Annotated in this window: 23 protein-coding genes and 1 riboswitch; of the genes, 10 read left to right on the top strand and 13 right to left on the bottom strand. The window is 66.8% G+C overall.

The genetic code is table 11. The annotated features are described in order from the left end of the window. Positions 1-173 precede the first annotated feature (173 nt). Positions 174-596, bottom strand: coding sequence for a hypothetical protein (locus BWQ93_RS12080; RefSeq protein WP_156878217.1), 423 nt, complete (start codon positions 594-596; stop codon positions 174-176). Positions 597-684: 88 nt separating this feature from the next. Between BWQ93_RS12080 and BWQ93_RS12075 the strand changes: the two genes are divergently transcribed. From BWQ93_RS12075 to BWQ93_RS12055, 5 genes are all read left to right on the top strand, one after another. Further along, a complete protein-coding gene (locus BWQ93_RS12075; protein ID WP_077030767.1) occupies positions 685-1,419 on the top strand; it encodes a sulfite exporter TauE/SafE family protein in 735 nt (244 codons plus the stop codon). 175 nt (positions 1,420-1,594) lie between these two features. Further along, complete coding sequence (locus BWQ93_RS12070) at positions 1,595-2,992, top strand: circularly permuted type 2 ATP-grasp protein (RefSeq protein ID WP_077030766.1); 1,398 nt, start codon at positions 1,595-1,597, stop codon at positions 2,990-2,992. Then, positions 2,992-3,933 (top strand): alpha-E domain-containing protein, encoded by a 942-nt coding sequence (locus tag BWQ93_RS12065; RefSeq protein ID WP_077030765.1) that lies wholly within the window; start codon positions 2,992-2,994, stop codon positions 3,931-3,933. Before BWQ93_RS12070 ends, BWQ93_RS12065 begins: the two co-directional genes overlap by 1 nt. Before the next feature lie 2 nt (positions 3,934-3,935). Further along, complete coding sequence (locus tag BWQ93_RS12060; protein ID WP_077030764.1) at positions 3,936-4,739, top strand: transglutaminase family protein; 804 nt, start codon at positions 3,936-3,938, stop codon at positions 4,737-4,739. Positions 4,740-4,794: 55 nt separating this feature from the next. After that, a complete protein-coding gene (locus BWQ93_RS12055) occupies positions 4,795-5,526 on the top strand; it encodes a peptidase (RefSeq protein ID WP_077030763.1) in 732 nt (243 codons plus the stop codon). Between the two features lie 232 nt (positions 5,527-5,758). Here BWQ93_RS12055 and BWQ93_RS12050 read toward each other — a convergent pair whose 3' ends face one another. The 4 genes from BWQ93_RS12050 to BWQ93_RS12035 form a co-directional block, all read right to left on the bottom strand. Beyond that, entirely contained in the window at positions 5,759-6,673 is a 915-nt protein-coding gene (locus BWQ93_RS12050; RefSeq protein WP_198040372.1) for a class II glutamine amidotransferase, read from the bottom strand. Positions 6,674-6,735: 62 nt separating this feature from the next. Next, on the bottom strand, positions 6,736-7,863 hold the full coding sequence (locus BWQ93_RS12045; protein ID WP_077030761.1) for a DUF1501 domain-containing protein: 1,128 nt from the start codon (positions 7,861-7,863) through the stop codon (positions 6,736-6,738). Between the two features lie 3 nt (positions 7,864-7,866). Next, positions 7,867-9,297 carry a DUF1800 domain-containing protein gene (locus tag BWQ93_RS12040; RefSeq protein ID WP_077030760.1) on the bottom strand — a complete coding sequence of 477 codons (1,431 nt, stop codon included), beginning with the start codon at positions 9,295-9,297 and terminating at the stop codon, positions 7,867-7,869. Between the two features lie 75 nt (positions 9,298-9,372). Beyond that, positions 9,373-10,542 carry an N-acetyltransferase gene (locus tag BWQ93_RS12035; protein WP_077030759.1) on the bottom strand — a complete coding sequence of 390 codons (1,170 nt, stop codon included), beginning with the start codon at positions 10,540-10,542 and terminating at the stop codon, positions 9,373-9,375. A 118-nt stretch (positions 10,543-10,660) separates the two neighbouring features. Here BWQ93_RS12035 and BWQ93_RS12030 point away from each other — a divergent pair, with 118 nt between their 5' ends. After that, positions 10,661-11,770, top strand: a complete 1,110-nt coding sequence (locus BWQ93_RS12030) for a fatty acid desaturase family protein (protein ID WP_077032365.1) — start codon at positions 10,661-10,663, stop codon at positions 11,768-11,770. A 215-nt stretch (positions 11,771-11,985) separates the two neighbouring features. Here the strand turns inward: BWQ93_RS12030 and BWQ93_RS12025 are convergent, their stop codons facing one another. The 5 genes from BWQ93_RS12025 to BWQ93_RS12005 form a co-directional block, all read right to left on the bottom strand. Further along, positions 11,986-12,954, bottom strand: a complete 969-nt coding sequence (locus BWQ93_RS12025; protein ID WP_077030758.1) for a phytanoyl-CoA dioxygenase family protein — start codon at positions 12,952-12,954, stop codon at positions 11,986-11,988. Between the two features lie 11 nt (positions 12,955-12,965). Continuing rightward, positions 12,966-15,590, bottom strand: a complete 2,625-nt coding sequence (gene metH, locus BWQ93_RS12020; protein WP_077030757.1) for a methionine synthase — start codon at positions 15,588-15,590, stop codon at positions 12,966-12,968. Positions 15,591-15,737: 147 nt separating this feature from the next. After that, the gene (locus tag BWQ93_RS12015; protein ID WP_077032364.1) at positions 15,738-16,784 is read right to left on the bottom strand and encodes a homocysteine S-methyltransferase family protein; all 1,047 of its coding nucleotides are present in this window, start codon (positions 16,782-16,784) and stop codon (positions 15,738-15,740) included. A gap of 14 nt (positions 16,785-16,798) precedes the next feature. Then, positions 16,799-17,743 (bottom strand): methylenetetrahydrofolate reductase [NAD(P)H], encoded by a 945-nt coding sequence (metF, locus tag BWQ93_RS12010; protein WP_077030756.1) that lies wholly within the window; start codon positions 17,741-17,743, stop codon positions 16,799-16,801. Beyond that, the gene (locus tag BWQ93_RS12005; RefSeq protein WP_077030755.1) at positions 17,740-18,726 is read right to left on the bottom strand and encodes an ArsR/SmtB family transcription factor; all 987 of its coding nucleotides are present in this window, start codon (positions 18,724-18,726) and stop codon (positions 17,740-17,742) included. Before BWQ93_RS12005 ends, metF begins: the two co-directional genes overlap by 4 nt. 222 nt (positions 18,727-18,948) lie before the next feature. On the opposite strand from BWQ93_RS12005, the gene BWQ93_RS12000 reads away from it, so the two are divergent. The 4 genes from BWQ93_RS12000 (at position 18,949) to BWQ93_RS11985 (ending at position 20,859) form a co-directional block, all read left to right on the top strand. Beyond that, entirely contained in the window at positions 18,949-19,263 is a 315-nt protein-coding gene (locus BWQ93_RS12000; protein WP_058809784.1) for a hypothetical protein, read from the top strand. Positions 19,264-19,450: 187 nt separating this feature from the next. Next, positions 19,451-19,750, top strand: a complete 300-nt coding sequence (locus BWQ93_RS11995; RefSeq protein ID WP_077030754.1) for an entericidin EcnAB — start codon at positions 19,451-19,453, stop codon at positions 19,748-19,750. Positions 19,751-19,829: 79 nt separating this feature from the next. Further along, a complete protein-coding gene (locus tag BWQ93_RS11990; RefSeq protein ID WP_077030753.1) occupies positions 19,830-20,033 on the top strand; it encodes a hypothetical protein in 204 nt (67 codons plus the stop codon). Between the two features lie 33 nt (positions 20,034-20,066). After that, a riboswitch (ZMP/ZTP riboswitch) is annotated at positions 20,067-20,158 on the top strand. A 20-nt stretch (positions 20,159-20,178) separates the two neighbouring features. Then, on the top strand, positions 20,179-20,859 hold the full coding sequence (locus tag BWQ93_RS11985) for a DJ-1/PfpI family protein (RefSeq protein WP_077030752.1): 681 nt from the start codon (positions 20,179-20,181) through the stop codon (positions 20,857-20,859). Here BWQ93_RS11985 and BWQ93_RS11980 read toward each other — a convergent pair. From BWQ93_RS11980 to groL, 3 genes are all read right to left on the bottom strand, one after another. Beyond that, entirely contained in the window at positions 20,856-21,623 is a 768-nt protein-coding gene (locus BWQ93_RS11980) for a glutaminyl-peptide cyclotransferase (protein ID WP_077030751.1), read from the bottom strand. The two genes, BWQ93_RS11985 and BWQ93_RS11980, sit on opposite strands and share 4 nt — an antisense overlap. Next, a complete protein-coding gene (locus BWQ93_RS11975; protein WP_156878216.1) occupies positions 21,620-22,825 on the bottom strand; it encodes an aspartyl beta-hydroxylase in 1,206 nt (401 codons plus the stop codon). The genes BWQ93_RS11980 and BWQ93_RS11975 overlap by 4 nt, the downstream gene beginning before the upstream one ends. A gap of 108 nt (positions 22,826-22,933) precedes the next feature. Next, positions 22,934-24,577: a chaperonin GroEL gene (gene groL, locus BWQ93_RS11970; protein ID WP_077030749.1), complete on the bottom strand. Its 1,644-nt coding sequence runs from the start codon at positions 24,575-24,577 to the stop codon at positions 22,934-22,936. Between the last annotated feature and the right edge of the window lie 46 nt (positions 24,578-24,623).

The raw sequence follows: 24,623 nt of genomic DNA, 5'->3' as shown, positions 1-24,623 counted from the left end.
ATACGCAGGCTCGGCAGCTTGCTGCCTAGCCGGAGTTGAGAGGGGTTTCCGCACGCCGGCGTCCAAGCACCCCTCTCCAAGCTTCGCTAGCTCCTGACGGAGCAAGCTGCGCTAGCCTCTCCCCTCAAGGGGAGAGGCTTAACGTCCGCTCACCACCCCAAAGCCGACGCTCCCTACGGCGCCTTCACCACCAGCAGCCGCACCGTCTCCGCCTTGGTCAGCGCCAGCTCATAGTCGCCCGCCGCGAGGTCGAACCACACCACCTTGCGGATCCCCGAACAGTCGGGCCCATGACCATGGTCGACCGAAGTCAGCGGCTTGCCGTCCGCAACGAGGTCGATCCACACCTTGCCGTCCGCGGCGACGCCATATTTCCCCGCCTGCGCGATGCGGAGGCTCAGCGAGGCGGTACCGTCGGTCATGACCAGCGTCGCGGGCGTGCCCACGCCCGGCGCCGCGGCGTCGCCGTCGGATGCGGTCCACGCCGCATAGGGCGTCGCCGAAAGGTCGGCGGGCGCGGCGCAGGTTGTCGGCTCGGCGGCCAAAGCGGGCAGCGCGATGGACAGCATCAGAGCGGCGGCAAGGCGGGCGATCATGGCGGGCATGTCCTTCGAACTGGCAAAGCTATATCCTTCTGTATATGGCCATGCGGGCGGAGCAAGGGGAGATCGAAAAATGGGAAGCATGGCCGGGCTCGCGATCGGGTTCGGGTTCACCGCCTTGCTCTATGCCGCGGTCGGCTTCGGCGGCGGGTCGACCTATACCGCGCTGCTGATCCTCGGCGGGGTCGCGGTCGGGCTGGTCCCGGCGATCAGCCTCGCGTGCAATGTCATCGTCGTCACCGGCGGCACGATCCGCTTCGCGCGCGCGGGGGTGATGCCCTGGGCCAAGGCGCTTCCCCTAATAGTCGTGGCGGCGCCGCTCGCTTTCCTCGGCGGGCTGACCCCGGTCAAGCAGGGCGTGCTCGTCGTGCTGCTCGGCGTCTCGCTGCTCGCTTCGGCGATCGCGCTGCTGGTCCAGCCGCAGACCGCCAAACCCGTCGCGCTGTCGCCGAAGCTGTTGCTGCCAATCGCCGCGGGGCTCGGCTATCTCGCGGGCGTCGTCGGCGTCGGCGGCGGCATCTTCCTCGCGCCGATCCTCCACCTCATCCGCTGGGCCGAGGCGCGCGCGGTCGCGGCGACCGCCAGCCTGTTCATCCTTGTCAACAGCCTGTTCGGACTCACGGGCCAGCTGATCAAGGGCAAGGGGCTGGAGATGGCGCATGCCGTGATCGATCACTGGCCCTTGCTGGTCGCGGTGCTGATCGGCGGTGCGATCGGCACCCAGATCGCGGTGAAGACCGGGCCCGCGGTGCTGATCCGGCGGCTGACCGCGCTGCTGGTGGGGTTTGTGGCGGTGCGCCTGCTCTTTGGTTTCTGACGCCTTTTTACGCATCTTGCCTTCCCGCGCCGGAGTGCTAGCATCGCTCCCACAAGTCTGACGGCCGCGTAGCCGGCAGGCGCGCAGCAGCCGGAACCAGTGGACGCCGCGACCCCCGCGGCGGTGTAAGGCATGTTGCGTGGAAAGGGCCGACTCTATTCAGTTCTTCGACGAGATGCAGGGCCAGGGGGGCGAAACGCGGGCGCCCTATCGCGAATTTTGCGAGTGGTTCGACGCCGAGGAGCCGTCGCGCATCCACCGCAAGGCGCAGCAGGCCGAGGCTTTCTTTCGCACCACCGGCATCACCTTCGCCGTCTATGGCCAGGACGAGGCCGACGAGCGGTTGATCCCCTTCGACGTCGTGCCGCGAATCATTTCGGCGAGCGAGTGGCGGCGGCTGTCGCGCGGCATCGAGCAGCGCGTGCGGGCGCTCAACGCCTTCCTTCACGACATCTACCATCGCCAGGAAATATTGCGCGCCGGGCGTGTGCCGACCGAGCTCATCTCGCGCAACGAGGCGTTCCTGCCGATGATGATGGGCATGGACCCGCCGGGCGGGGTCTATACGCATATCAGCGGCATCGACATCGTGCGCACCGGCGCCAACGAATTCTACGTGCTCGAGGATAATGCGCGGACGCCGTCGGGCGTGTCCTACATGCTCGAGAATCGCGAGACGATGCTCCAGATGTTCCCCGAGCTGTTCGCGAAGGTGCCGGTGCGCGAGGTCAGCGACTATCCGATCAACCTGCTGCGCTCGCTCGCCGCCTGCGCGCCGCCGATGTGCGGCGGCACGCCGACGGTCGCGGTGCTGACCCCCGGCATCCACAACAGCGCCTATTTCGAGCACAGCTTCCTCGCCGACCAGATGGGCGCCGAACTGGTCGAGGGGCATGATTTGCGCGTCGTGAACGGCCGCGTCGCGATGCGCACGACGCAGGGCTACAAGCCGATCGACGTGCTCTATCGCCGCGTCGACGATGATTTTCTCGATCCGCTCAATTTCCGGCCCGACTCGGTGCTCGGCGTGCCGGGCATCTGGGACGTCTATCGCGCCGGCGGCATCACCATCGCCAACGCGCCGGGGACCGGGATCGCCGATGATAAGGCGTTATACTCGTACATGCCCGACATCATCGAATTCTACACCGGCGAAAAGGCGCTGCTGCCCAATGTGCCGACGTGGCGCTGCAGCGAGCCCGAGCATCTGAAGGAGGTGCTCGACCGCCTGCCCGAACTGGTGGTCAAGGAGGTCCACGGGTCGGGCGGTTACGGTATGCTCGTGGGTCCCGCGGCGACCAAGAAGGAGATCGCGGCTTTCCGCAAGAAGCTGGAGGCCAACCCGCGCGGCTATATCGCGCAGCCGACGCTGTCGCTCTCGACCGTGCCGATCTTCACGCGCAGCGGGCTCGCGCCGCGGCACGTCGACCTCCGCCCCTTCGTGCTGATGTCGCCCGCGGGGATTACGATCACTCCGGGCGGGCTGACGCGCGTCGCGATGACCAAGGGGTCGCTGGTGGTCAATTCGAGCCAGGGAGGCGGCACCAAGGATACCTGGGTGCTGGAGGATTGATGCTCGGCAAGACCGCAGGCTCGCTTTACTGGATGGCGCGCTACCTCGAGCGCAGCGAGAATAATGCGCGGCTGATCGAGGCGGGGTTTCGCATTGCGCTGACGCGGTCGAACACCGCGCAGGCCGAATGGCGATCGGTGCTGGTGACCGCGGGGTCCGACCGGCGCTTCAAGGAAGCGCATGGCGATTACAACTCGTCGCGCGTCGTCGATTTCCTGCTGCGCGATCCGGCCAACCCGTCGAGCATCATCTCGGTGGTCAAGCAGGCGCGCGACAATGCGCGCACCGCGCGCACCTACCTGACCCGCGAGGTCTGGGAGGCCGTCAACACCAGCTGGATGACCCTGGGCGGCCTGCTGCGGCGCCAGGTGCGCGAGGACGACCTGCCCGACGTGCTCGCCGCGATCCGCCAACAGAGCGCGCAGGTGCGCGGCGCGTGGACGGGCACGATGCTGCGCAACGACGGCTATAATTTCGCGCGGCTCGGCACCTTCCTCGAACGCGCCGACAACACCGCGCGCATCCTCGACGTCAAATATTTCCTGCTGCTGCCCTCGGTCGCGCATATCGGGACGTCGATCGACAATGTGCAGTGGGAGACGATCCTGCGCTCGGTGTCGGCGCACCGCGCCTATCGCTGGCTCTACGGGACTGAGATCAGCGCCTTGAAGATTGCCGAATTCCTGATCCTCTACAAACAGATGCCGCGCAGTCTGGCCTTTTGCTGCGACAAGATGCTCGAAAATCTCGACTGGCTCCAACGCTCCTACGGACAGGAGACCGAGGCGGGGCGGTTGGCGGCGGCGATTTGTCGCGACCGGCTGTCGCGCCCGATCCAGTCGATCTTCGACGGCGGGCTGCACGAATATATCACCGATTTCCTTCGCGCCAACGCCGCGCTCGCGCGGCAGATCGAGCGCGATTACCGATTCGTGGAATGACCATGCGCCTTCGTGTAGACCATACCACCCGCTATCAGTACGACGCCCCCGTCGCCTATGCGCTGCAGCAGGTGAAGCTGACGCCCAAGGAGCGACCGGGGCAACAGCTGATTCACGGCTGGACCATCGAGATTACGGGCGGCACCAACCAACTCCACTACACCGACCATCATGGCAATGGCGTCGATCTGATCGCGGTCGATCCCGGCGCGCAGGAACTGGTCATCCATTGCAGCGGCGAGGTGGAGCTGATCAGCTGGGACGGGGTGATCGGGGTGCATCGCGGGGCGATGCCGCTCTGGACTTTCCTGCGTCCGACCCCGCTGACCCGCGCGGGGCGCCATGTGCGCACCCTGATCGGCGAACTGGGCCGCGATTTCGGATCGGATATCGAGCGCGCGCACGCGCTGTCGGCGCTGATCCTCCGGAGGCTGCCGTACAGCATCGGGGTCACTGGCGCCGAGACGACCGCCGAACAGGCGCTCGGCGGCGCCGGCGGGGTGTGCCAGGACCATGCGCATATCTTCATCTCGGCGATGCGCCACTTGGGGCATCCGGCGCGCTATGTGTCGGGCTATCTCAAGATGAACGACCGGACGCAGCAGGATGCGACGCACGGCTGGGCCGAGGCGCATTTCGATGCGATCGGCTGGGTCGGCTTCGACGTGTCGAACGGCTATTCGCCCGACCAGCGCTATATCCGCGTCGCGACCGGGCTCGACTATCACGACGCGGCGCCGGTGCGCGGCATGCGCTATGGTGCAGCGCAAGAAAATCTGATTGTCGAGTTGCAGGTCCAGCAATAAGCTATAAGCGGGACGGAAGATAATCGGGGCACGGCTGGGGGGCCGAAAGTAGCTAATGACCTATTGCGTCGGCATGCGTTTGAACAAGGGGCTGGTGTTCATGTCGGACACCCGCACCAATGCTGGGGTCGACGACATCGCGCAGGTGCGCAAGATGCGCAGCTGGCACGTCCCCGGCGAGCGCGTGATCACGCTGATGTCGGCGGGCAATCTCGCGACGACACAGGCAGTGGTCAGCCTGCTCGACGAACGCACCAAGGCGCCGCAAGACCGCCATCCGTCGATCCTGGCCGCACCGTCGATGTTCCAGGTCGCAACGACGGTGGGCGAGACGCTGCGCCAGATCGTCATGCGCTTCAATGCCGAGGGGCCCGCAGCGGCCTCGGCCTTTCGCGCCTCGCTGATCGTCGGCGGGCAGATCAAGGGCTCCGAACCCCGGCTGTTCATGATCTATCCCGAGGGCAATTTCATCGAGGCAGGCGAGGACAATCCCTTCTTCCAGATCGGCGAGACCAAATACGGCCGTCCGATCATCGTGCGCTCCTACGACCCCGCCATGTCGTTCGAGGATGCGGTGAAATTGCTCTGCGTCTCGTTCGATTCGACGATCCGCGCCAACGCCGGTGTCGACCTGCCGATCGACCTCAAGATTCACGAGCGCGACGATTACAGCACGGTCCGCGAACGCCGCTTCGAGCGCGGCGACCCCTATTTCCAGAGCGTCGCCGACGGCTGGGCCGAGGCGCTGGGCATCGCGCTGGCGGAACTGCCGGACTTTCATTTTTAGGCGCGGAGCGGGCGGGTTGTCCGGTATTGGGCGGTAGCGGTCATCGTAATCCTCCCCGCCCTGTGGGGGGGGGGACCGCGCCCGAAGGGCGTGGGGGAGGGGGCTACCGGCCTGACGCGCCGCTTGAGGACGAAAGCCCCCTCCGTCAGCGCTTCGCGCTGCCACCTCCCCACAAGTGGGGAGGATCGTCTTGTTTCCACCCCAATGCGGACATTCGACGCCAACCCGCGGCCTACCGCGCCAGCGGCACCACGCGGAACTTCGGTCGGTCGCCCGTCATCTCGGCATGCACCATCGCATATTCGGGGACCGGCATCCACGTCGCGCTGTTCGACGACAGCGGCTCGGACGCCACGATGATTGCGCGGGGTTCCTCTTCGCCGCCGACCATTTGCCACTCGCCGTCGTGCAGGCCGTAGTCGCGGCCGGTGGTGAACCACATCGACAGGAAATTCATGTTCGCCTCATGCACCTGGTCAGGCGATCCGGTGCGGTAATGGCCGAAGTCGAAGCAGTGGCGCAGCCCCAATATCTGCCGGCCGGTGGTCAGGAACAGGTTGCAGCTCGACGAGATGGCGATGCCGTGGTGGCGCCGCGCGCGCTCGAGGATATCGACCGTCGCCTGCACCGCCGCGATCAGTTCGCTACCTTCGGGCTCGACGCGCCAGTCGGGAAGCTGCGACAGCAGCAGCGCATAGACCCATTCGCTATCGGTCGACCCCGATATCTGCGCGAGCAGTTCGGGGGTCATGTCGGGCATCAGCGTGCCCTTCATCTCGCCGATGCGATAAATGTCGCCATTATGCGCCATCGCGACCGCGGCGCCGGGGAAATGAAAGGGGTGGGTGTTCTGCTCGCTGACCTTGACCGTCGTCGAATAGGCGACCCCGCGGACGTGCGCGATCACGCATTCGGCGCGTGTCTTGGTCGCGAGCGACTTGAGGTTCCCGTCGAAGATCGGAAGCGAGGGCGAGCGGTAGCGGTGCGGCTCGTGCGCCTCGTGCGAGGCCGAATCCCACGCCATCATTCCGAACCCCGCTAGGTTCAGCATGTGCAGCATCTTGGGCATATAGGCCTGGTTGACCAGGCTGCTATCGGGCTTGAACAACAGTTCGTCGAGCGTCACGCGCTCGCCCAGATACATCATCGCCCGGCACATAGGCTGTCCCCGTCTTGCCCCACGCCGCGAGGCTACACGAGGGGCGGGGCTTAGGCCAGCACCTCCGGGTAGAGCGCCTTCTTCGCGCGCGCCGGGTCGAGTCCATAATGATGCGCGACCGCCTCAGCGATTACGCCCTCGAGGCTGCGCGTGGGCTTGAGGTCGCGGCCGTCGAGCAAAGAACCCGCGCTCAGCCCGGGCCAGTCGGCCGACACCTTGCCGCCTGCCGCGAGCGCGCCACCGAACAGCAGCGCGGCCGAACCGGTGCCATGGTCGGTGCCGCCGGTGCCGTTGACCGCGACCGTCCGCCCGAATTCGGTCGCGACGATGACGAGGGTGCTGCTCCACTCTGCGCCCAGCCCCGTCTTGACCGCGCCGACGAGCTGGTCGAGCCCGCGCAGCTGTGCCGCGAGGCGGCCGCGCTGGCCGCTGTGCGTGTCCCAGCCGCCGGTTTCGACCATCATCACGCGCGCGCCGTCGGCGGGTGCCATCAGCGAGGCGGCGAGCGCGCCGAGCTCGGCGCCGTTGCGGCCGTTGTTGCCGCCGATGTCGCCCGCCAGTTCCTGCGTCTTGATCGCGCTGTCCCACAAGGGATGGAGCAGTTCGTCCTTGGCATAGAGCGACGACAATCGCGCGATCAGGTCGGCGTCGGCCTGCGGCAGCCGGCTCGGCGCATAGGTGCCGACGGGAAGCGCGCCGCGCAGCGCGAGCGGCACCGCGGGGGCGATCGCCAGCGCGTCGCGCTCGCTCGCGGGAAGCAGGGCGAGCAGCCGGTTGAGCCAGCCGTCGTCGCGGCCATAGGGGCGCGTGCCGCCCGCCTCGAGCATATTCTGCCCGTCGAAATGCGAGCGGTCGCGATACGCCGTCGCGACCGCATGCGCTACATGCGCCTCACGCGCCACGAACAGCCCCGCGGCGCCGCTCAGCGCCGGATGCAGTGTGAACATGCCGTCGAGCTTCGCGCCCGTCGCCGCCTCGTCAGCAAGCGTGCGGCGGGCGGCGGCGAAGGCGGGATCGCCGATCGGCGCGGCGATCGCGAGCCCGTCGGCGGCGCCGCGCTGGATCACGAAGAGCAGGCGGCGGTTCGTCGGTGCGGCGGCAAAGGCCATGCCTGGCAGCGCGCCCACGGCCAGCGTGCCGAGTCCGGCGATGAGGGCGGTGCGGCGGGTGAGGGTCATCGTCTATCTCCGCAGGAAGGCCGGGCTGGCGAAGAGCATCGCCAGGCCCTGGCCCGGACTGTCGGCGCGCGCAATCGCTTCGCCGGTGGCGGGGTCGAGCGCGTCGGATAGGAGCAGGGGAGCCAGGCGGCGCGCGTCGGTGCGGTCGCCGATCCGCCCCGCGATGCGGCTCGCGAGCTCGACGCGCTGCATCAGCGCCGCCGATCCTGCCCAGGTCGCGACCTTGTCGTCGTAACCCGCGGGCGATCCCGGGCGCCAAACCGGCTGGCCTAATTGGGTGAAGAGCGCCGGAATATTCTGCCGCTCGCCGAGCGCGGGGAGCTTGAGCCCGCGCATCAGCGACACCGTCCAGTCCCACGGCGATTTGAACATCGCCGGCCCCGCCTGCCACGGCTCCGGCGAGGTAATGAGCGTGCGGTAGAGCGACGGGAGGTCGCCGCCGGTCTTCTGGAAATCGGCCGACAGCCGCGCGACCAGCGCGGGCGGGGGATCGTCGGCGGTGAAGTGACGCGCGAGCTTGGTCGCGACATGTTTCGCGGTCGCGGGATGGATCGCGAGGTCGCGCAGCACCGCCTCAGCCTGTTTCGCGCCGCCGTCGGCGTAGCGCTTGCCGAGGATGGTCTGCTCGCCGGGTTGGTGGAGCTGCGCGATGAACACCGTCTCGCCGGGCTGTGCGCCCGCGGGCATCAGCCGCTGCCCCGCGCCGCGCCCGAGCCCCGCGACGGTGAGGCCGGTGAGCGCCTTGGCGAAGTCGGTGACGTCGGCCTGGGTGTAGCCGGTGCGTACGCCGAGCGTGTGCAGTTCCAAAATCTCGCGCGCCAGATTCTCGTTGAGCCCGGGCCCTTGGGCGCCGCGTCGCTGGCGCCGCGCCGCGACGGGGCTGTCGGGGCCGAAGCTCTGCGCCTGGTCGAGGTAGAGCAGCATCGCCGGGTGGCGCACCGCGGCGATCAGCAGGTCCGAAAACTTGCCCATGATATTGGGGCGGATCGCCTCGAACTCGTAATTGCCGGTGAAGCCGATCACCGCGATCTTGTCGGCCGACACCGCAAAATGATTGGCCCAGAAATGGGTGAGCCGCTCGGCAAAGGGGGTGGGCGAGGCGACCGCGGTCGTCAGCCGCGCCGCTGCGCCGTCGACATAATGGCGGCGGATCGCCGAGCGGGACAGGCGGCGGAGTTCAGGGTCCATGCCCTTCTCCTCCTCGCTCATCTCTGCCGCATCGGCGGCCTCGCGCCGCATCGCCTGCCGGTCCTGGCGATAATCGATATAGGCACTTGCGATCGCCGCGCGCCCTTCGAGCGCCGCGATCGCCGGCGGCGCGGGATCGAACTCGGCGAGCTGGCGCAGCAGCCATGCCTTGGGGTCATCGATCGCGGGATCGTCCCAGCGGCGCCCGAGCCCGAAGCGGTTGGCGGCAAGATATTGGATCGCCATGATTTTGCCTTTCCTGACGGAAACGCATTATCGACCCCTTTTGTCGCAAAACCTTCCCAGCCCGAACGCTTCGCCTCAGCCGAGCACCTGGTCGTAGATCTGGTAGACGCGGTTGACCTTGGCCTCGATCGCCGCGGCGACCGCGTTCATCCCCTGATTGTCGTCGAGCACCCAGCCGATGTCACCGTAAACGGTGCCATAATCGCGCACCGCGTCGCGGCGGATGAACTCGATCATCATGAAGGCGAGGGTGCTCGCCATGCGGCTGTTCTGCAGCTTCTTGGCGACGCCCATCAAGGGTACGCGCAGGGTGACGCTCTTGGGCTTGCGCAGCCACCAGAGCAGCCGCGCCCAGTTGAAGGGCCAGAGCGAGCCGTCCATGTCGATCAGCAACTCGTTGATATTGGGCAGCACGATCATGAAGGCGACGGGCTCGCCATCAAGCTCGGCGACGCGGATCAGATCCTCGAAGACGATGTCCTTCAATTTCTTGCCGATGAAGTCGATCTCGGTGTCGCTGAGCGGGACGAAGCCCCAATTGTCTGACCAGGCGTCGTTGAGCAGGCCCATGATCAGCTTTGCTTCGGCGTCGAACCTCTTCTTGTTCACCTTGCGGATGCGGATGCGCTCGTTCTTCTCGCCCGCCGCGACGATGCGGTTGACCAGCGGCGGAAAGCCGTCGTCGACGCGCACGCCATAATTGAGCAATTTCTTGACCGGGTTGTAACCCGCATCCTCGATCCAGCCGCGATAGAGCGGGCTGTTATGCCCCATCATGATCGTCGGGACATCGTCGAAGCCCTCGATCAGCAGCCCGGGTTCGTCCCAGACCGAAATCGACAGCGGGCCGAGCGCGCGCGTCATGCCCTGGCCGCGCAGCCAGTCCTCGGCGGTGACGAGCAAAGCCCGCGCGACTTCGCCATCCTCGGCCTCGAGCATTCCCCAATTGCCGGTGCCTGGCCCCATGCCCTGCTGCGCGGGCTGTTCGAGCGCGAGCGTGTCGATATGGGCGGAGATGCGCCCGACCGTCCGGCCGTCACGGCGCGCGGTGAACAACTGCGCCTTGCCATGCTCGTACCAGGGATTCTTGCCCGGGGTCAGCAGGGCATAGACTTCGTTCCGGAGCGGCGGCACCCACGCGGGATCGCCGCGGTTGAGGCGATAGGAAAGCTCGACGAATTCGCGCTTGTCGGCCTTGGTCTTGACCGGATGAATGGTGACGGGGCCCTGTTGATGTGCGGCCATGGCTGGTTTCCCGGTTGATGATGCCTATATATTGGGCGAGGCATTAGGGCATAGCTGTGGCGCTGGCGACCCGCATTTAGCCATTTTGCTGCCATGAAATCATGGTGAAGGCATGGATATGACGACGATCAATCCCCCCGCCGATCGGCTCGCGACCCCCTTTGCACCGGCCGCGGCCAAGGCGCCCAAATCGGCCATTGCGGACGACAAGGCGATGTTGCGCGCGGCGTCGGAGCTGACGCGCGACCTCGTCAATCCCAGCGCGCGCATCTATTGGACCGATTTCCTCGCGTCGGCTTTCCTCGGCTATGCCGGCGTCGCGGGTGCGATCCTCGCGCCGACGCTGCCATTGATGCTCGCTGCGGCGCTGGTCGCGGTACTCGCGCTCTACCGCGCGGGCAGCTTCATCCACGAACTCACGCATATCCGCAAAAATGCGCTGCCGGGCTTCCGCCTCGCGTGGAACGTGCTGATCGGCGTGCCGATGCTGATCCCGTCCTTTCTCTACGAAGGCATCCACAGCCTGCACCACAACCGCACCAAATATGGCACGGTCGAGGACCCCGAATATCTGCCGCTCGCGCTGATGAAGCCGTGGACGGTGCCGCTGTTCGTGGTCGTCGCGGCGATCGCGCCGGTCGCCTTGCTGTTCCGTTTCGCGGTGTTGACGCCTTTGTCTTTCCTGATCCCGCCGCTGCGCAAGCTGGTGATGGAGCGCTATTCGGGGCTGATCATCAACCCGCTGTTCCGCCGCCGCCCGCCCGAGGGCGAGTTCCGCCGCATATGGGCGTGGCAGGAGGGCGGCGCCTGGGCGTGGTCGACGTTGCTGATCGCCGCGGGCGTGTTCGGCTGGGTGCCGCTGCGCGCGCTGCTGATCTTCGGCGCGATCGCCTCGACGACGCTCGTGTTCAACCAGATCCGCACGCTCGTCGCGCATCTGTGGGAAAATGACGGCGGCGAGCTGACCGTCACCGCGCAGTTCCTCGACAGCGTCAACGTGCCGCCGCCGGGGCTGCTGCCCGAAATCTGGGCGCCGGTCGGGCTGCGCTATCACGCGCTGCACCATCTGCTGCCGGGCGTGCCCTATCATGCGCTCGCCGAGGCTCACCGCCGCCTGAAGGACGCGCTGCCGGTCGATTCGCAATATCATGGCGCGAATTACGATGGGCTGCCGGGGCTGGTCGTGCGGCTGGTCCAGGGCTCGGCGCGCGGCGGGGCCGCGGCCTGACTTCAGCTGTATTTGCGGATGACCGTTTTGGGTGGAAACAAGACGATCCTCGCCACTGGTGGAGAGGTGGCAGCGGGGAGCGCTGACGGAGGGGGCTCTCGGCCTGAAGCGGCGTCTTAGGCCGAGAGCCCCCTCCACCACCGCCTGCGGCGGCGGTCCCCCTCCCCGCAAGCGGGGAGGATTTAGAACGTCCGCAACCGCCCGAAATCAACTAATCACCGCCAAGGGCGGATAACCATATCGGGCGAGTAATAGGTCAGATATTGCGCGAGCCGCGGTTTGTCCGAGCGGTTCGGGCTCGCCGCGTGCGGCAGGTCCTGCCGCCAGATGATCAGGTCGCCCGCGCGGCCCGCGACATGCTTCACCCCGGCCGACAGATCGGCCTCGCGCGGGTTCGCGCCATCGAGGCTCGCGAGCCAGTCGTCGATGCGCTTGTGGAATCCGGGCACGCAGCGGAACGCGCCCTGATCCTCGGCGGTATCGCTGAGATAAAGCACCGCCTGCGTATGGAACGGGATCGGCTGGACCAGGCTCGCGTCCCAGTGGATATCCGATCCGCTGAACGAATGCCCCAGCCGCTCGGGCGGGTTGAAACCCATGCGATCGATCAGCACCCACAGATTCTCGCTGCCCCATAGTTGCGCGAACGCCTTATGCACCCGGGGCGAGCGGCGCGCGGCTTCGAGCGCGGGTCCTTGGAAATGCGGGACCATGATGCCGTTTGTCCTGGCGCGATACCAGCTCTCGGGATCGTCGGGCGAGGCCCCGATGGTCTGCCACAGCAGCGCCTTGACGGCGTCTATCTCGTCCGCCGAAATCGCGTCGGGCAGGACGACATAACCATGCTCGTCCCAATACGCGAGCGCCGCGGCATCGAGCACATCGGGCATCGCCGCGACCGCATCGAGCTGCGCCTTTGCCTCCTCGCCCGGCGGCATGTCGTAGAGCCAGGCGTGATAGCGGTCGACGAGGCGCGGGTCGGGCTGGCCCGCGGTTTCGATTATCCATTGCACGAAGCCCGCATAGTCGGGCTTCACCAGATACAGCTGTTCGAAGACCTGCTGGTTGCCGAGGCCGAGCGTGTCGAGCAGCAGCTTGCCGACCATCTCGTCGAGCGGCGGACCGTTCCCCGTATGCGACGCCCAGAATTCCTCGAGACAGGCGATTTCGAGCGGTTCGGACATAAGGGCCTTCGTCAGTCGAGATTGGGGCGCAGCCAGCGCGTTGCGGTCTCGATATCGACCCCGCGCCGTCGTGCATAGTCCTCAAGCTGGTCGCTGCCGATCCGCGCCACCCCGAAATATTGGCTCTCCGGGTGCCCGAAATAGAAACCGCTGACCGCTGCGGTGGGCAGCATCGCAAAGCTTTCGGTGAGCACCAGCCCGGCATTGTCGCCCGCCTGAAGCAGGTCGAACAGGATCGGTTTCAGGCTGTGGTCGGGGCAGGCGGGATAGCCCGGCGCCGGACGGATACCGCGATATTCTTCCTTGATCAGCGCCTCGTTAGTCAGCTGTTCGCCGGGGGCATAACCCCAGAGCGTCGTGCGGACATGCTGGTGCAGCCGCTCGGCAAAGGCCTCGGCAAAGCGGTCGGCGAGCGCTTTCAGCAAAATGTCCGAATAATCGTCCTTGTCGGCGCGGAAGCGCTCGGAGTGCGGTTCGATGCCGTGGATGCCGACCGCAAAGCCGCCCATCCAGTCGCCCGCCGGGTCGATGAAGTCGGCGAGGCACATGTTCGCGCGGTCGCGGCTCTTCTTGATCTGCTGGCGCAGGAAGGGAAGCGTCACATGGCGCTCTTCTTCGGCCAAATGGATCGTCACGCTGTCGCCGTCGCGCGCGCAGGGCCAGAGCGCGCAGACGCCGCGCGCGGTCAGCCATTTCTCGGCGATCAGCTTGTCGAGCATCGCGTCGGCGTCGGCCTTCAGCGCCACCGCCGTCTCGCCGACCACCTCGTCCTCGAGGATCGACGGCCAGGTGCCGTGCAATTCCCACGCGCGGAAGAAGGGCGTCCAGTCGATGCACTCGCGCAGGTCCTCAAGGCTCCAATCGTCGAAGCGGTGCAGCCCGGGCTGCAGCGGCGGCGCGGGCTTGTCGCTCAAATAGGCGTCGTAATAGTTCGCACGCGCCTCTTCGAGCGTGTGCAGCACGCTCTGCCCCTTGCCCGCGCGCACGTCGCGGACATGGGCATAGTCGTCCTTGTAGCCCTGGACATAGGCTTCGCGCCCGGTGTCGCTGACCAGCGCGGTCGCGACGCCGACCGCGCGACTCGCATCGAGCACATGCAGCACCGGCCCGGCATAGGCGGGATCGATGCGCAGCGCGGTGTGGACCTTCGACGTCGTCGCGCCGCCGATGAGCAGCGGCATTGTCATCCCCGCGCGCTGCATTTCCTCGGCCACGGTCACCATCTCGTCGAGCGAGGGCGTGATCAGGCCCGAGAGGCCGATGATGTCGGCGTCATTCTCGTTCGCGGCCTCGAGGATCTTGCTCCACGGCACCATCACGCCCAGATCGACGATCTCGAAGCCGTTGCACTGGAGCACGACGCCGACGATATTCTTGCCGATATCGTGGACGTCGCCCTTGACCGTCGCCATCACGACCTTGCCCTTGCCCTTGGCACCCGGCTCCTTCGCGGCCTCGATGAAGGGCAGCAGATGCGCGACCGCCTTCTTCATCACGCGCGCCGATTTGACGACCTGCGGCAGGAACATCTTGCCCGACCCGAACAGGTCGCCGACGACGTTCATCCCGTCCATCAGCGGGCCTTCGATGACCTCGATCGGGCGTGGCAGCAGCAGGCGCATTTCCTCGGTATCCTCGACGACGAACGCGTCGATGCCCTTGACCAGCGCATGTTCCAGCCGCTTTTCGACCGGCCAGCCGCGCCATTCCTCGGCCGCCTTTTCCTGCGCGGGATTGCTGCCCTTATAGCGTTCGGCAAGCGCGATCAGCCGTTCGGTCGGGCTCTCGGCCTCGCCCTCGACCTTGCGGTTGAGCACGACATCCTCGACCGCCTGCCTGAGCTCAGGGTCGATCGTGTCGTAAACGTCGAGCTGCCCCGCGTTGACGATCGCCATGTCGAGTCCGGCGGGGATCGCATAATAGAGGAAGACGCTGTGCATCGCGCGGCGCACGACCTCGTTGCCGCGGAAGCCGAACGACAGGTTCGACAGGCCGCCCGAGAAATGGACATGCGGGCAGCGGCGGCGGATTTCCTTCACCGCCTCGATGAAGTCGACCGCATAATTGTCATGCTCTTCGAGGCCGGTGGCGACCGCGAAGATATTGGGGTCGAAGATGATGTCCTCGGGGGGGAAGCCGATGGTCATGAGCAATTTGTAGGCGCGTTCGCAGATCTCGATTTTCCGATCGCGGGTGTCGGCCTGCCCGACCTCGTCGAACGCCATGACGACGACCGCGGCGCCATAATCCATGCATTTCTTCGCATGGGCGAGGAATTGCGCCTCGCCTTCCTTCATGCTGATCGAATTGACGATCGGCTTGCCGGGGACGCATTTGAGGCCCGCTTCGATCACGCTCCATTTCGAGCTGTCGATCATCACGGGCACGCGCGCGATATCGGGCTCGGCCGCGATCAGCTTCAGGAAGGTCGTCATCGCATATTCGGCGTCGAGCAGGCCCTCGTCCATGTTGACGTCGACGATCTGCGCGCCGTTCTCGACCTGCTGCCGCGCGACCTCGACCGCCGCGGTATAGTCGTCGGCGAGGATCAGCTTCTTGAACGCCGCCGAGCCGGTGACGTTGGTGCGCTCGCCGATGTTGACGAAGGTGGAGGAGGCGGAACTATTCTCGGTCATCGGGCTCTTTCAAGCCCCTCCCCTTCAGGGGAGGGGTTGGGGTGGGGGTCGCGAGGTTGCGCAGACTTCGATGCCCACCCCGCTGAGACTAGGCAGTAAGCTGCCAAGTCTCGCTGCCCCTCCCCTGAAGGGGAGGGGCGAATTTGATTATGCCGCCATCGTAAAGGGTTCCAGCCCCGCGAGCCGCGTCCGCACCGGTACCTCGGGCAGCGCGCGCGCAGGCAGGCCTTCGACCGCCTTGGCGATCGCGGCGATATGCGCCGGGGTCGAGCCGCAGCAGCCACCGAGGATGTTGACCTGGCCATGACCCGCCCATTCGCCGACCAGCCCGGCGGTGGTATCGGGTAGCTCGTCATATTCGCCGAGCTCGTTGGGCAGCCCCGCATTGGGATAGACCATGATCAGCGTGTCGGCGATCTCGCTGAGCGTCTTGACGTGCGGGCGCAGCTGCGTCGCGCCGAAGGAGCAGTTGAGCCCGATCGTCAGCGGTCGCGCATGGCGCACCGCGTGCCAGAAGGCCTCGACCGTATGCCCCGACAGGTTGCGGCCCGACAGGTCGGTCAGCGTCATCGACAACATGATCGGCAGGTCGCGGCCCAGCGCGTCGCCCGCCTCGATTGCCGCCATGATCCCCGCCTTGGCGTTGAGCGTATCGAAGATCGTCTCGATCAGGATGAAGTCCACCCCGCCCTCGACCAGCGCGTCGATCTGTTCGCGGTACACCTCTTTCAGATAGTCGAAGTCGATCTCGCGAAAGCCGGGGTCGTTGACGTCGGGCGACAGCGACAGCGTCTTGTTGGTCGGCCCGATCGCGCCGGCGACGAAGCGCGGGCGGCCATCCTTGGCCTGGAACTCGTCGGCGATGCGCCGCGCCAGCTTCGCGCTTTCGACATTGATGTCGCGCACCAGATGTTCGGCACCATAATCGGCCTGGCTGATGCGGTTGGCGCTGAAGGTGTTGGTCTCGGCAATGTCGGCGCCCGCCGCGAAATAGGCGCGGTGGATGCTCTCGGGCACGTCGGGCCGGGTCAGCGCGAGGATGTCGTTGTTGCCCTTCTGGTCGTGCGACAGCCCCAGCGTGCCGGCATAGTCGCCTTCCGACAATTTCCAGTTCTGGATCTCGGTCCCGAAGGCGCCGTCGGTGATCAGGATGCGCTCCTTCGCAGCGGCGAGCAGGGCTTCGCGGGCGCTCATCGTCGAACTGGCGGTCACGCGGCTTTCTCCGTCGCGGGTGCCGCCGGGCGAACCCCCAGCATATGGCAGATCGCATAGCTGAGTTCGGCGCGGTTGAGCGTGTAGAAATGGAAGTCGCGGACACCGCCGGCATAGAGCCGGCGGCAAAGCTCGGCGGCGGTTGTCGCGGCGACGAGCTGGCGCGCGGCGGGCAGGTCGTCGAGCCCGTCGAAGAGTTGCGCCAGCCAGCGCGGCACGTCGGTGCCGCACATCGCCGACATGCGGATGATCGCGCCGAAATTGCTGACCGGCATGATCCCGGGCAGGATCGGCGCGGTGATCCCCGCCGCCGCCGCCGCATCGCGGAAGCGGAAGAAGGTGTCAGGTTCGAAGAAGAATTGCGACACCGCGCGCGTCGCCCCGGCGTCGAGCTTGCGCTTGAGATTGTCGATGTCCGCCGCTGCGCTCAGCGCCTCGGGATGCGTCTCCGGATTGGCGGCGACCGAGATTTCGAACGGCGCGATCTCCAGCAGCCCCGACACCAGTTCGGCGGCGCAGCTATAGCCGTCGGGCCGCGCCTGGAACTTCTCGCCCTGCACCGGCGGATCGCCGCGCAGCGCGACGATGTGGCGCACCCCCGCATCCCAATAAGCCTGCGCGACCTCGGCGATCTCGTCGCGGCTCGCATCGACGCAGGTCAGGTGCGCGGCGGCGGGGATGCTCGTTTCCTGGACGATGCGCGCGACCGTCGCGTGGGTGCGCTCGCGCGTCGAACCGCCCGCGCCATAGGTCACCGACACGAAGTTCGGGCCGAGCGGTTCGAGCGTGCGGATCGATTCCCACAAGGTCTCGCCCATCTTCTCGGTCTTGGGCGGGAAGAATTCGAAGCTGATGCCGATGTCACCGGCGAGCCCCGCGAACAGCGGCGAGGCGGCGGCGCGGCGCGCCTCCGACTGCGAGGGAAGGGAAGTCGTCGTCATGCCGCAAGCCTTTTGCGTTGCCCGTCCTCGCGGACGGGGGATTGATCTTCGTCGCTGCGGCGGCGGCCGAGCCAGAGCTTGACCGCGAGGTCGCCGCCTTCGAGCGTTTGCGCCGTTTCGAGCACCATGCCCGCCGAGGCGAACCAGCCGCGGATCTGCGCGTCGGAGAAACCGAGGCGCGCGTGCGCCGCAACCGTGCGCATTTCCTCGTCCTCGTGCGGCGCAAAATCGACGATCAGCAGATGCCCGCCGCCGCGCAGCACGCGGCTCGCCTCGGCAATCACCCGGTCGGGTTCGTGCGCAAAGTGCAAGGCCTGATGGATGACGATGCTGTCGATGCTGGCATCGGCCAGCGGCAGATTGAGGAAATCGCCCTGCACCAGGTCGATCGGCACCGGCTGGTCGGCGAGCTTGGCGCGCGCGATGCGCAGCATTTCGGGGCTGCGGTCGAGCGCGGTGATGCGGCGCACCGTCGGCGCGAAGATTTCGGCCATGCGGCCGGTGCCCGTGCCGATGTCGAGCAGATGGCCGAGCCGGCGGCCCGCCACCATCGCCAGCATCGCCGCCTCGACCTCGCTCTCGGCGACGTGGCGCGAGCGGATCTTGTCCCATTCGGCGGCGTGGTCGGCGAAATAGCGTTCAGCGACCGCCGCGCGTTCGGTGCGGATCGCGGCGAGCCGCTGGGCGTCGTAGCCGATGATCAAGGCTTCGCGCGGCGAGAACGGCCATAATTCGGCGCGGGCCAGGATTTGGCCGACCGGGCCGTCCTCGGCAATGCGCAGGAACACCCAGCTGCCCTCGCGGCGGCGTTCGATGATCCCGGCGTCGGCGAGGATGCGGACGTGGCGCGACACGCGCGGCTGGCTTTGCTCGAGCACGACCGCGAGCTCGCCGATCGCCAGCTCCATTTCGCGCAGCAGGGCGACGACTCGCAAGCGGGTCGGGTCGGCCAGCGCACGGAAAATGTCGAGCAACTCGGTCATGATGGGACATATAAAGATTTCTTTATATCCAGTCAACCGGACCGCACGCTGCTTTTCCACAGCTTTCGCCCAGATGAACGGGCGCAGCGTCGCAATTGCGCTGGGCGGCGCAAAAACCCCGTTGCGCGGTTTTTTGCGAAACTGTAGCGGTGAGGGCGGTTGGCAATTCGCCGGATTATCCGGAATGCTACCGATCAGTTCAATCGAGAGGGGTATTCCCATATGAAAAAGACCATCACTCTGTCGCTCGTCCTCGCCGCCTCGCTGGGCCTCGCCGCTTGCGGCGAAAAGAAGGCTGACGAAGCCGCGACCACCGAAGCGACCGCCGAGCCCGAAGCCGCTGCCGACGGCGCGATGGACGCCGCTGCCGGCGCCGCCGACGCTGCTGCGACCGCGACCGATGCTGCTGCCGGTGCCGCCGACGCGGCTGCCGCTGGCGACACCGCCGCCGCGACCGACAAGGCCACCGAAGCTGCCGACGCCGCCAAGGCTGCTGCCGGCGAAGCCAAGACCGCCGTCGAAGAAGCCAAGAAGTAAGCTTCTTCCCGGTTTTCGGCCGGAGGAAAAAGGGGGTCGCCGGTTTCAGCCGACGGCCCCTTTTTCGTTCTGGAACAACTCGGCGCGGGGGCGGGGCCGTTGACGGTTGCCAATCGCGCCGACGGGGGTTAGTCCTCTGCCGCAGGGGCCGGATGCCGGTCACCTTTGGCATTCGAAAGGATAATTCATGCGCAAATTCATCATCGCTTCGGTCGCCGCGGCTGCTTTCAGCCTGACCGCCTGCTCGGAAAAGACCCAGGACGCTGCGGAAGCGACCGCGGACTCGGCCGCTGACGACGCCGCCGCTGCGGGCGATGCCGCTGCCGAAGCGACCGCCGAAGCCGCCGACGCCACCGCCGAAGCCGCCAAGGACGCCGGCAACGCCGTCGAAGGCACCGTGAACGCCGCCGGCGACGCCGCCGCTGCCGCGGGCGACAAGATCGAAGCCGAAACCGCCAAGGCCGAAGCCAACGACGAGAAGAAGTAAGTCGTCGGCGCACCTTGGGTGCACTGAACAGGGGCTCCATTCCGAAAGAATGGAGCCCTTTTTCGTCGGGAGACCGCGCATGAACCGGACCCTTTTGCTCCTCCCCGCCGTCGCCGCGCTCATGCTGGGGGCGTGCAGCCGCACCGACAACGAGCCGGGCCCCGGTGGAGTGACCGTCGCCGAGGCCAAGGCGCTCGACGATGCCGCCGAAATGCTCGAAAGCCGCGACGCCGTGCCGCCCGCCGAGGCCGAAGCGGCGGCAAAGGAAAGCACCGGCGAATAGCGCTTCCCCTGCGCCAGGCGAAGGCGTAGACCGCTGCCGTCCCGCAACTGGCGCTGACGATGGAGACCCATCAGGGAGCGGGATTTCGCCGACCGGCGAACGAGCCGCGCGCCTGGACGTCCCTTCCTGCCGACAGGAGTGCGCCATGACCGACCCCGCCGCAACCCAGATCGTCTTCCTGCTGTTCCCGGGCATCACCCAGCTCGACTTCACCGCGCCCGCGCAGGCGCTGTGCCGGATGCCCGGCGCGTTGCTCGCGGGCGCCGCGAAGTCACTCGATCCGATCGCCACCGACAGCGGCTTTTCGATCCTGCCGACGCATGATTTTGCGTCGTCTCCGCAGGCCGACATATTGTGCATCCCCGGCGGCCATGGTGTCGCCGAAGCGCTGCACGATGCCGCCACGATCGATTTTATCGCGCGGCAGGCGGCGGGCGCGACGTGGGTGACGAGCGTGTGCACCGGCGCCTTCCTGCTTGGCCGCGCCGGGCTGTTGACGGGCAAGCGCGCGACGACGCATTGGGGCTATACGCATCTGCTGCCGCTGGTCGGCGCGACCTACGAGCATGCGCGGATCGTCGAGGACGGGACGATCGTGACCAGCGGTGGGGTGACCTCGGGGCTCGATTTCGCGCTGACGCTGATCGCGAGCATCCGCGGCGACGCGGCGGCGCAGGCGATTCAGCTCGCGATCGAATATGACCCCGCGCCGCCTTTCGTCGGCGGCCATCCCGACCATGCCCCTGCGGCGGTGACCGAAGGGCTGAAGGCGCGCGTCTATGACGGGGCGGCGGCGCGGATGGCGGCGGCGCTGACCGCGCCCTAGCCGCAGTCGGTCAGCGCGATCTCGAACAGTTTCGACCAATATTTGCCCGTGACGAACAGGCGCTTGGCCTTCGCGTCCCAGGCGATGCCGTTGAGCACCGCGTCGCGGTCGTTGCCGCCAGCCTGGTCGCGCAGGCCGTCCAGATCGACGATATATTTGACCGCGCCGCTGTCGGGATCGATGCGCACGATCGCCTCAGTCATCCAGACATTGGCCCAGATTTCGCCGTCGATCGTCTCGAGCTCGTTGAGCATCGGCAGTGGGGTGTTCGACAGGCGGACCGTCAGCTTCTTTTGCTCGGTCATCGTCGCGGGGTCGAAGAAGCGCAGCTCGGGCGTGCCGTCGCTGAGCACCAGGCTGTCGCCGACCATCGTCACGCCCCAGCCTTCGCCGGCGTAACGGAAATCGCCGACCGGCTTCAGGTCCTTGATCCGCCAGCGGTGGCCGATGCCGCGCTGCCAGGTGACCCCGATGATCTGATCCTTCCAGCGCGTGCTGCCCTCGCCGAACTGGTCGGCGGGCAATTTCGTCTCGGCGAGCGCCTTTCCCGTCGCGAGGTCGAGCCGTGCAATGCGCGAGCTGCCATATTGGCCCGTGGTCTCATAGAGATGCCCGCCGTGCCAGAAGAGCCCCTGGGTGAAGCTGTTCGTGTCGTGCGGATAGCTCTGGACGACGCGATAACCGCAGCGTGGGACGGGTGCCGGGGGCGCGGGCTCGGCGGCGGGCGCGGCGAGCAGGGCGGCGAAGGCGAGGGCGAAGCTCATACCTTTTCCCCCTGCATGGGCGCCGATGAACTGCCCATGGCCGGAAGCGCGCTGCGCATCGCCTCGAGCCGCGCATAGGTTGCGAGCAGCGGCGCCGCGGCGCCGCGCAGGGCGTCGGAGGCCGCGCGCTGCTTCGCTTCGCTGTCGCCGGTGAAGGCCTGGCCAGGCGCCTTCGAATAGCGGCCGCCCGCCGCGACGATCCGGTCGAGCGCCGCGGGATCGGGCGCGACCCCGAAGTGCGGCAGGATCGCATCGGCCAGCGCCCCCGGCAGCTCGCGATAATTGAGGAGCAGGCACTGCGCGTCGACCGCGTCGGCGGCGGCGCGGCAGATGCGGTCGAGGATCCAGGCGGCATAATCGCCCGCCGCTGCGCCCTCGGCGGGGTCGATGCCATAGGTTTCGAGCGGCAGCACCCCGGGGCGGACGTGCATGCCCGGCCGGCGCTGCTGCGAGACGAGCACCTCGATCGGGTCGCGGTAGAGGAAAACCCACGGCACGTCGGGCCATAGGGTGCGGAGCAGCGGCAGCACGAAGCTGTGCCACGCGTCGAGCTTAAGGAAGCGGTGGCGCACGCCCTCGCCGCGGTCGCGGGTCAGCGCGCCTGCCAGCGCGCGGATCATCGCGGGCGGCACCTGCCCGTGCCCGGCGAGCTGGATCATGGTGTCGAGCACCGGCGGCTCGGACACGACGATATGCTGCGGCACCGTGCCCAGCATCTGCCCGACGAGCGTCGAGCCGCAGCGCGACATATGGAAGACGAGGCCGTCCGGCGGCGGCGCGTCGGCGAAGGCCTCGATCGCGGCGAGCGGCGTCGCGCAGCGCATCAGCCGGTTGAACGGCAGCACGCGCACCTTGCGCCATGTTTCCTCGAAAAAGGGATCGGTCAGCGGCAGGCCTGCGAAATGCAGCCATTCGACGACGACCGCGCCCTGATAGCCCTTGAGCTCGACGGGCAGCCAGTGGCGCGGCGGCGCCTCGGCGAGCCGCAGCGCGGGCAAATCCTGCTCCATCTGCGGCGTCGCGGCGCGCGCCAGCCCGGCGGCGAAGGTCTGGCACGGTATCGCCAGGCCCAGCCCGTCGGCATAGGCAGTGATCGCGTCGAGGAAGGTTTCGACCTCGACGATCGGGGCGAGGCGAAGCTGCGCCGCCTCGTCGGCGAGCAGCGCGGCGCGGAGGCGGTCGATCGGCGAAGCGGGCGTCATTGGCCGCTTCATGCCCGCCATTCGGCTGCGGGGAAACAGAAAAAGGGCCGGGAGATCGCTCTCCCGGCCCTTCCTGTGACTTGGCCGTTCGGCAAGCCGGCGTGGACTTTAGAAGTCCATGCCGCCCATGCCGCCCATGCCGCCGCCGCCCATGGGCATGGCGGGCTTGTCTTCGGGCGTTTCGGCGATGCCGGCTTCGGTGGTGATCAGCAGACCGGCAACCGAGGCGGCGTCCTGCAGCGCGATGCGCACGACCTTGGTCGGGTCGATGACACCGGCCTTGACCAGGTCTTCATAGACGTCGGTCGAGGCGTTGAAGCCGAAGTTGCTGTCGTTCTGGTCGAACAGCTTGCCCGCGACGACACCGCCGTCGAAGCCTGCGTTCTCCGCGATCTGGCGAACCGGAGCCTGCAGCGCGCGACGGATGATGTCGATGCCGCGGGTCTGGTCTTCGTTGATGCCCGACAGGCCTTCGAGCGCCTTCGTCGCGTACAGCAGCGCGGTACCGCCGCCGGGGACGATGCCTTCTTCGACCGCAGCGCGGGTCGCGTGGAGGGCGTCGTCGACGCGATCCTTGCGTTCCTTCACTTCGACTTCCGAAGCGCCGCCGACCTTGATCACGGCAACACCGCCGGCGAGCTTCGCCAGACGTTCCTGCAGCTTTTCCTTGTCGTAATCCGACGTGGTCGTTTCGATCTGGGCACGAATCTGTTCGACGCGGCCCTTGATCGCATCATGGTCGCCAGCACCATCGACGATGGTGGTGTTGTCCTTGTCGATCGTGACGCGCTTGGCCTGGCCGAGCATGTTCAGCGTGACCGACTCGAGCTTGATGCCCAGGTCTTCGCTGATCATTTCACCGGCGGTGAGGATCGCGATGTCCTGCAGCATCGCCTTGCGGCGATCGCCGAAGCCCGGCGCCTTGACGGCCGCGACCTTCAGGCCGCCGCGCAGACGGTTGACCACCAGCGTCGCGAGCGCTTCGCCTTCGATGTCCTCGGCGATGATCAGGAGCGGACGGCCCGACTGCACCACGGCTTCGAGGATCGGCAGCATCGACTGGAGGTTCGACAGCTTCTTCTCGAAGATCAGGATATAGGGATCCGACAGCTCTACGAGCATCTTTTCGGGGTTGGTGATGAAATAGGGGCTCAGGTAACCGCGGTCGAACTGCATGCCTTCGACGACATCGAGTTCGAAATCGAGGCCCTTGGCTTCCTCGACCGTGATCACGCCTTCCTTGCCGACCTTGTCCATGGCTTCGGCGATCTTTTCGCCGACTTCCTTGTCGCCGTTGGCCGAGATGATGCCGACCTGAGCGATTTCAGACGTGCCCGAAACCGGCTTCGACTGCGCCTTGATCGTTTCGACGACCTTGCTGACCGCGAGGTCGATGCCGCGCTTCAAGTCCATCGGGTTCATGCCGGCAGCAACCGACTTCATGCCTTCGCGCACGATCGCCTGGGCGAGAACGGTCGCGGTGGTGGTGCCGTCGCCGGCCTTGTCGTTCGCCTTCGATGCGACTTCGCGCAGCATCTGGGCGCCCATATTCTCGAACTTGTCCTTGAGTTCGATTTCCTTGGCGACGGTGACGCCGTCCTTGGTGATGCGGGGGGCGCCGAAGCTCTTGTCGATCACGACGTTGCGGCCCTTGGGGCCGAGGGTGACCTTCACCGCGTCGGCGAGGGTGTCGACACCGCGAAGAATGCGTTCGCGCGCGTCGCGCGAGAATTTGACGTCTTTAGCAGCCATGTGCTTGTTCCTTTTAAAGGCGCAGAAAACTGCGCAACTTCACACT

Origin of the sequence: Sphingopyxis sp. QXT-31 (assembly GCF_001984035.1) — a bacterium.
GTDB lineage: Bacteria > Pseudomonadota > Alphaproteobacteria > Sphingomonadales > Sphingomonadaceae > Sphingopyxis.
This window is presented reverse-complemented; position numbering and strand designations above follow the sequence as displayed.